The sequence below is a fragment of the Burkholderia sp. Ac-20344 genome (assembly GCF_017104975.1).
Taxonomy (GTDB): Bacteria; Pseudomonadota; Gammaproteobacteria; order Burkholderiales; family Burkholderiaceae; genus Burkholderia.
On record NZ_JAAGPP010000258.1, the window covers coordinates 1 to 6,886 of the forward strand.

Sequence of the window (6,886 nt, forward strand, 5' to 3'; positions counted from 1 at the left end):
CGGCGGGCCCACCACGCGGCGCGGCGTGCGGCGTCGGCGGCCGGGGCGGCACCCGGTGACCCATCGCGCTTCATATCGCGGGCCGCCTGCCGATGCGCGCCGGCCAGTGTGCGAGCGTGCCGCGCTGCGCGCTCGTCAGCACGCATTCGGCGAACGCGTTGATCGAGACATGCCGCGCGAAGAACTGTTCGAGCACCGCGCCGAGCAGGAACGGACTGTCGCCGGAGAACGCATGGTCGTCGACGGTCACGTCGACCTGCACGCCGCGTCCGAACATCAGCGGGCCGGACGCCGGCAGCCGGCGGAACACCGGGGAGAACGCCACGCGCAGCACGCCGTCGATCTGCCGGCGCATCGCGGCATCGGCCGGGTCGGCATGCAGGCCGAGCAGTTCGCGCAGCGCATGCGCGCCCTCGTCGTCGTCGAGATCGGTCAGCGTGTGCCGCGCGAGCCCGAGATGGCGGATCAGCCGCCACGCGGTTTGTGCGTCGGCGATCGGCGGGCGCGGCCGCGACGGGCCGCGGATCGCGACGATGCTTTCGACCGGGGCCGACACGCGCAGCGTGAACGTATTCGCGTCGCCGGGCGGCTGCAGCAGCACGAGATCGCGGTTCGTGCACAGCGTGTCGGCCGCCAGGTAGCGCATCGTCTCGTCGTACGGCGCGCACTGGCTGTCGACGAGCGACACGTAGGTCTCGCTGCCGACGTAGCCGGTGCGCGTGCCGTTCGCGCGCGCCTGTGCGGAGACGAGCCGCGGTTCGCGCCGCACCGTGTAGTACGCGCCGTGGTTGCCGTCGTCGCTCGCGAACGATGCATGAAACGGCCGGAATTCGCGCGACTGGCCGTCCTCGCGCTGCTCGCTCGCGAGCCGTTGCACCGCATAGACCTCGTAGTCGAGCGGCCGGCTGCGATCGACGACGACATGGTGCTCACGCGCGCCCGGCTGCAGCGGAATGCGATCGGCGCGGCGCGCGAACAGGTTCACGGCCGGCGTGCAGTTCAGCGCGAGGTGTTTCGTGCTGACGGCCGCTTCGAGCGCCGCATCGTGGCGGTCGAACAGCACGGTCAGCTCGAACGCGTCGCCGGTCGCGCGCGCGAGCGCGGCACGCAGCCCGCCGATGCTGAAGAACAGGAAGCGCGCCGGAAACGCGAAATACTCGCGCAGCAGCCGGTAGCCGTGGAAGCTGCGGCCGTCGTCGGGCAGGATCGCCTGTGCGGGATCGAAGCCCTCGTGGACGATTTCGTCGGCGTCGAGCGGATGCAGCCAGCGCGGCGGCTGCGCCGGATCGTGGCAGACGACGCCGAGCGCATGCGCGGCGATCAGTTCGAGCAGGTGCAGCGCGTCGCGTTCGGGGCCCGCGAGATGGAACGTCAGCCGGTCGAGCGGCAACTGCGAGAGTTGGGCGCCGCCGCGCGCCTTCAGCCGGATGCGCAGCGCGCCGCGCACGTCCTGCCTGGCGGCGACGGCGCCGCGCGGCAGCCACGACGGCGCGCCGGTGACGGTCGCATCGGTCAGTTCGAGCGGCCACAGCGTCAGGTCGTGCGCGGTGCGGAATTCGCATGCGGTCTGCTCGGACGCGGCCGGACGCGCGCGCAGCGCGGTGCCGGCCGGCAGCCGCCAGCCTTGCGCGAGGCTGCCTTCGTTCAGCAGCGGCGCGAACCGCACGATCGCCATCGACGGCAGCGGCGCGACATAGCCGGGATACACGGCATCGAGCAGCGCCTGGGTGAAGCGCGGAAACTCGGCGTCCATCTTCAGCTGCACGCGCGCGGTGAGGAAGCTGAAGCCTTCGAGCAGCCGCTCGACGTACGGATCGGGCGGCCCCGATTCATTGAGCCGCAGCCGCGCGGCAACCTTCGGGAACTGCTGCGCGAATTCGCCGCCGAGCTCGCGCAGGTACGCGAGTTCGCGGTTGTAGTAGTCGAGCAGGCGCGTATCCATCGCGTCAGGCCCCCGCCGCGGATTGCAGCGACATCGCGCCCGTCTCGAGATCGAGGCCGGAGCGCAGCACGAATTCGAGCGGATGCGGGATCGACCACAGCGTGCCGCGAATCTCGAACAGCAGCACGTTGTGGCGCCGCTCGCCGGCCCGGCCGCCCGGCGCGTCGGTCACGCTGCGGACTTCGACGCTGTCGGGCGCGATGCGCGGCTCGAAGCGGACGATCGCGTCGCGGATCGACGCCTCGACCGACATCCGCTCGACACCCGACATCGGCTTGCCGACGAGCGGCCGCATCCCGTAGTTGAGCACCGACGCCTGCGCGTGCGCGAACGCCTGCCAGTCGACGAAGCCGTCCTCGGCGTTGCGCGTGTTGAGCAGCCACGCGAGATCGCGCAGCACGGCCGCGCGCAGGCGTTCGGTGCCGATCCACTGCGCGCCGGGCGCTTCGGTCGCGCGCTGCGGCGTATCGTCGGTGAGCCGGTCGAGCAGCGCGGGCTGGAGCCGGTCGCGCAGGCTGCCTTCCCGGCCGTCGCGGGTTCGCGGGTCGTCCATCGTCATCTCCGCGCCGTCACATCTCGGTGTTTTCCTTGATGTTCCAGCCGACGGTCACCTCCGCGCCCTTGCCGCCGTTGTCGTTCTGCTGCCAGTACTGCTTCTTCACCTTCGCGGCCTGGAAGCCGTAGTGCATCATCAGCCGGTCGGCGACGTCGCCGGGATCGATGCCCGCGACCTGCGCGGACGTGACGAGCACCTCCTGCAGCGTCACGCGCATGAACTCGACCTGCGTGCCACCCGTCTTGCACGCGGAGATCTCGACCGACGACAGATGCTTGCCGTTCGCGCAGTTCTTGATGATCGCGGGCGCGCCCTTGTCCATGTACGCGGCGACGACGAGATCGTTGAAGCTCGCCTTGCCCGCGTTGCCGCCGCTGCCGCTCGCCATCGCGCCCGGCTGGCTCGCGCCCCACGTGAACGACTGGATGTCGGTCCAGCCCTTGTGCTGCGCGTCCGCCGATTCGCCGGTCACGCCGTCCACCTTCATAAACATTGCCACGCCCATTGCCGTCTCCGTTTCGGTGCGATGTCAGGATGAATGCCGCGTTGAATGCCGATCGTTGCCTGCTCCGCCGCTCACTCGTTGGCCGCCTTCGCGGCCGGCAGCCGCGAGATGAGCCGCAGCGACACGGTGAGCCCTTCGAGCTGGTAGTGCGGCCGCAGGAAGAATTTCGACGTGTAGTAGCCGGGGTTGTCCTCGACCTCGTCGACGACCACCTGCGCGGCCGCGAGCGGCTTGCGCGCCTTGGTTTCCTGCGACGAATTGATGGGGTCGCCGTCGACGTAGTTCATGATCCAGTCGTTCAGCCAGCGCTCCATGTCGTCGCGTTCGCGGAACGAGCCGATCTTGTCGCGCACGATGCACTTCAGGTAATGCGCGAAGCGGCAGCACGCGAACAGGTACGGCAGGCGGCCGGACAGCCGCGCGTTCGCGGTCGCGTCGGGATCGTGGTACTCGGCCGGCTGGTACAGCGACTGCGCGCCGATGAACGCCGCGAAATCCGAGTTCTTCCGGTGCACGAACGGCATGAAGCCGTTCTTCGCCAGCTCGGCCTCGCGGCGGTCGCTGATCGCGATCTCGGTCGGGCATTTCTGGTCGACGCCGCCGTCGTCGGTCGGGAACGTGTGGCTCGGCAGCCCTTCGACCGCCCCGCCCGATTCGACGCCGCGGATCGACGAGCACCAGCCGTACTGCTTGAACGAGCGGTTGATGTTCGCAGCCATCGCGTACGCCGAGTTCGCCCACGTGTAGCGGTCGTGGTTCGCGGCGTCGGTGTCTTCCTCGAAGTCGAATGCGTCGACCGGGTTGGTGCGCGCACCGTACGGCAGCCGCGCGAGAAAGCGCGGCATCGCGAGGCCGATGTAGCGCGAATCCTCGGATTGCCGCAGGCTGCGCCACGCCGCGTATTCGGTGTTCTGGAAGATCTTCGTCAGGTCGCGCGGGTTCGACAGCTCCTGCCACGAATCCATCTGCATCAGCTCCGGCGACGCGCCGGCGATGAACGGCGCGTGCGCGGCCGCCGCGATCTTCGACAGCTCGCCGAGCATCTCGACGTCGGGCGGGCTGTGGTTGAAATGGAAATCGCCGACCAGGCAGCCGAACGGCTCGCCGCCGAACTGCCCGTATTCCTCTTCGTAGATCTTGCGGAACAGCGGGCTCTGGTCCCACGCGACGCCCTTGTAGCGCTTCAGCATCCGCGCGACCTCGTTGCGCGACGCCGGCAGCGCCTTGATCTTCAGCAGCTCGTCGGTCTCGGTGTGCGTGACGAGGTAATGCAGCCCGCGCCACGCGCCTTCGAGCGTCTGGAACTCGTTGTGATGCAGGATCTGGTTGATCTGCTCGGACAGCTTGCGGTCGATTTCCGCGATGATCTGCTTCACGCTGCCGTACGCATCGGTCGTCATGCCGACGGTATGCTCGAGCGCCTGCTGCGCGAGCGTGCGCACCGCGCGCTCGACCGACTCGCGCGCCTCGGCCGTCTTCGGCTTGAACTCCTTCTGCAGCAGCGCGGCGAATTCGTCGTGCGCGACGGCCGGTTGCGCGGCCTCGCGCGCGTCGACGCGGGACTGGACGGGATCATTCATCGCGGGCCTCCGGTTGGGTCGCGTCGCCGCCCTGCGCGGGCTCGTGCGGATGGCGCACGAGCGTCTTCAGCAAGTCGGGATCGTTGATTGCGCGCTCGATCAGCTGTTCGGCGCCGTGCTTGCCGTCCATGTACGACAGCAGGTTCGACAGCTCGGTGCGCGCCTCCAGCAGCCGGCGCAGCGCGTCGACGTTGCGCGCGATCGCGGCCGGCGAAAAATCGTCGATCTGCTCGAACGTCATGTCGACGTGGAGCATCCCTTCGCCCGTCAGCGTGTTCGGCACCTGGAACGCGACGCGCGGTGCGACCGACTTCATCCGCTCGTCGAAGTTGTCGACGTCGATCTCGAGGAACTTGCGCTCCGGCAGGTCCGGCAGCGGCTCGGCTCGCTTGCCCGCCAGGTCCGAGATCACGCCCATCACGAACGGCAACTGCACCTTGCGTTCGGCGCCGTAGGTCTCGACGTCGTACTCGATCTGCACGCGCGGTGCCCGATTGCGCGCGATGAACTTCTGTCCGCTGCTCGCCGCCTTGGTTCTGTCCGTCATCGTCCACTCCTTCACATCGATCAGGTTGCGCAGTTCGTCGTCGCCGCCCGCCTGGCGGCACCTTTCGTTCGTTTCACTCGCTCCGTTCGCCGCTCAGCAGGTCCAGCTTCGGCAGACTCTCCGGCGCGAGATCGCGGATGATTTCGTAGAAGTCGAGCGCGAGCAGCCGCTGGGCGCGTCGCAGCAGCAGCGGCGCCGGATGGCTCGGCTCGTGCTGCTCGAAATAGCGGCACATCTTGTCGAGACCGATGCGCACATCGTCGCGGCTCGTGACCTCGGCATCGCGCCAGGCATGGGCGTTCGGTATCGCCGCCGGGGCGGTGGGCGCCGTGCCGGGCGCGGCCTGCTGCATGTCGGGTGAGACCGGCTGCGGCGCGGGCAGCGGCACTTCGCGCACGATCCGCTGCAGCGCCTTCTCCGCATCGCCTTCGTCGGGCGCCCATTCACGGCCCAGCCTGTCCGCCACACGCACACGGATCGCCTCCAGCGCGTGCAGTGCCGCGCGCGCCGCGTCGAGCGGCGTCGTGCCGTCGCTGCGCACGGCCGACAGTGCGGCCAGCAGGCTTTCGCGGCTGCCGGCCAAGGGGCTGCCGGTGTCGTCGCGGCCGTCCAGCAGCCGTTCGGCGTCGCGCACGCTCGGCCCGCCGTCGAACAGCGGCTGGCGGCGCGCCGCGCGTGCGCAGTCGTGCGCGCCGGCTACCTCGGCGAGTGCGTTCATCCGCGGCGTCGGGTCCGGTTCGCCGTCCGCGTCGAGCCGTGGATGCAGGTCGTCCCAGTGGCGCTCGAGCAGGTTGGCGACGAGCGCGAGCGCGTCCGCATAGCCGGGAATGCCGTGCTGCTCGGTCCAGCTTCGCGCGAGACAGGCAATGACGCGCAGATCCTTCGTGCGCGCGGACAGCGCAATCGCGAGCCGCTCGACCGCGCGCCAGTCGGGCGCTTCGGCGGGGATCACGGTGTCGCCGTATTGCTGCTCGGCACGCGGCGTCGCGCGCTCCTGCAGTTGCAGGAACGCCGCGTCGTATTCGAGGTTCGCGCCGCATGGGGCGTCGGGCGCGACATCCGCGAGCAACGAGCCGATCAGGTCGGCGCGCGGGGTCGCCGGCACGCCGGGCGGCACCGCGGAAAATGCGACGGCGGCCAGCGCCGCCTGGCTGACGTCATTCGAATACATAGTCGATGTTGACCGGTTTGCTGCCGAAGTCGATCGCCACGGTGCGGTGCAACGGCGGCAGCGAGCCGTTGCGGATCTCGATCACGTAGACGCCCGGCGTCAGCGATACCGAACGCAGCGGCGGGCTCGCGCCGCGCCGCGCGCCGTTCACGTAGATGTCGCCCCACGGCCGCACGTTGAAACGCACCTGCACGGTTTCCTGTGCCTTCTGCGGACGCGGTTGCTGCTCGGCAGGCAGCACGTTCACGGCGGCGATCGCCGTCTGGCTGTCCGGCGGTTTCGGCGACGCGGACGGTGACGTCACTGGCGGTGCGGCAGCTTCCGACGGCGGCACGTTGACGACGCGCTCCGACGCGTCGAGGCTGCCGGCGGGCGCGATGGTCGAGCCGGAACCGGCCGGCGATGGAGCCGGAGCCGGGCTCGTCACGGTGGTCGCAACCTGCGGTGCGGGCGTGGCGGCTTCAACGGCAGGCGAGCTGGCCGGCCCGGCGGCGACGGGTGGTGGCGGAACCTGCGCGGACGATCCGGCCGGCAGGCTGGACAGCGGCACGACCGTCGGTGTCGGCCCCTGCTGGGCCAGCGTGG

The 6,886-nt window shown here is 69.9% G+C and carries 6 protein-coding genes and 1 pseudogene; all 7 read right to left on the minus strand.

Going from position 1 to position 6,886, the window contains the following annotated elements; genetic code table 11:
* Window positions 1-70: 70 nt before the first annotated feature.
* Window positions 71-1,942, minus strand: coding sequence for a type VI secretion system baseplate subunit TssF (tssF, locus tag G3N64_RS37640; RefSeq protein ID WP_205788666.1), 1,872 nt, complete (start codon window positions 1,940-1,942; stop codon window positions 71-73).
* Between the two features lie 4 nt (window positions 1,943-1,946).
* Window positions 1,947-2,495 carry a type VI secretion system baseplate subunit TssE gene (tssE, locus tag G3N64_RS37645; protein ID WP_205788667.1) on the minus strand — a complete coding sequence of 183 codons (549 nt, stop codon included), beginning with the start codon at window positions 2,493-2,495 and terminating at the stop codon, window positions 1,947-1,949.
* Between the two features lie 16 nt (window positions 2,496-2,511).
* Window positions 2,512-3,003 (minus strand): type VI secretion system tube protein Hcp, encoded by a 492-nt coding sequence (locus G3N64_RS37650; RefSeq protein WP_027791618.1) that lies wholly within the window; start codon window positions 3,001-3,003, stop codon window positions 2,512-2,514.
* A 71-nt stretch (window positions 3,004-3,074) separates the two neighbouring features.
* On the minus strand, window positions 3,075-4,583 hold the full coding sequence (tssC, locus tag G3N64_RS37655) for a type VI secretion system contractile sheath large subunit (RefSeq protein WP_205788668.1): 1,509 nt from the start codon (window positions 4,581-4,583) through the stop codon (window positions 3,075-3,077).
* Window positions 4,576-5,130: a type VI secretion system contractile sheath small subunit gene (tssB, locus tag G3N64_RS37660; protein ID WP_205788669.1), complete on the minus strand. Its 555-nt coding sequence runs from the start codon at window positions 5,128-5,130 to the stop codon at window positions 4,576-4,578. The genes tssC and tssB overlap by 8 nt, the downstream gene beginning before the upstream one ends.
* A gap of 73 nt (window positions 5,131-5,203) precedes the next feature.
* Complete coding sequence (gene tssA, locus G3N64_RS37665) at window positions 5,204-6,301, minus strand: type VI secretion system protein TssA (RefSeq protein ID WP_241021420.1); 1,098 nt, start codon at window positions 6,299-6,301, stop codon at window positions 5,204-5,206.
* Window positions 6,288-6,886, minus strand: a pseudogene (locus G3N64_RS37670) (serine/threonine protein kinase); the annotation flags it as partial. The gene tssA and the pseudogene G3N64_RS37670, both read right to left, overlap by 14 nt.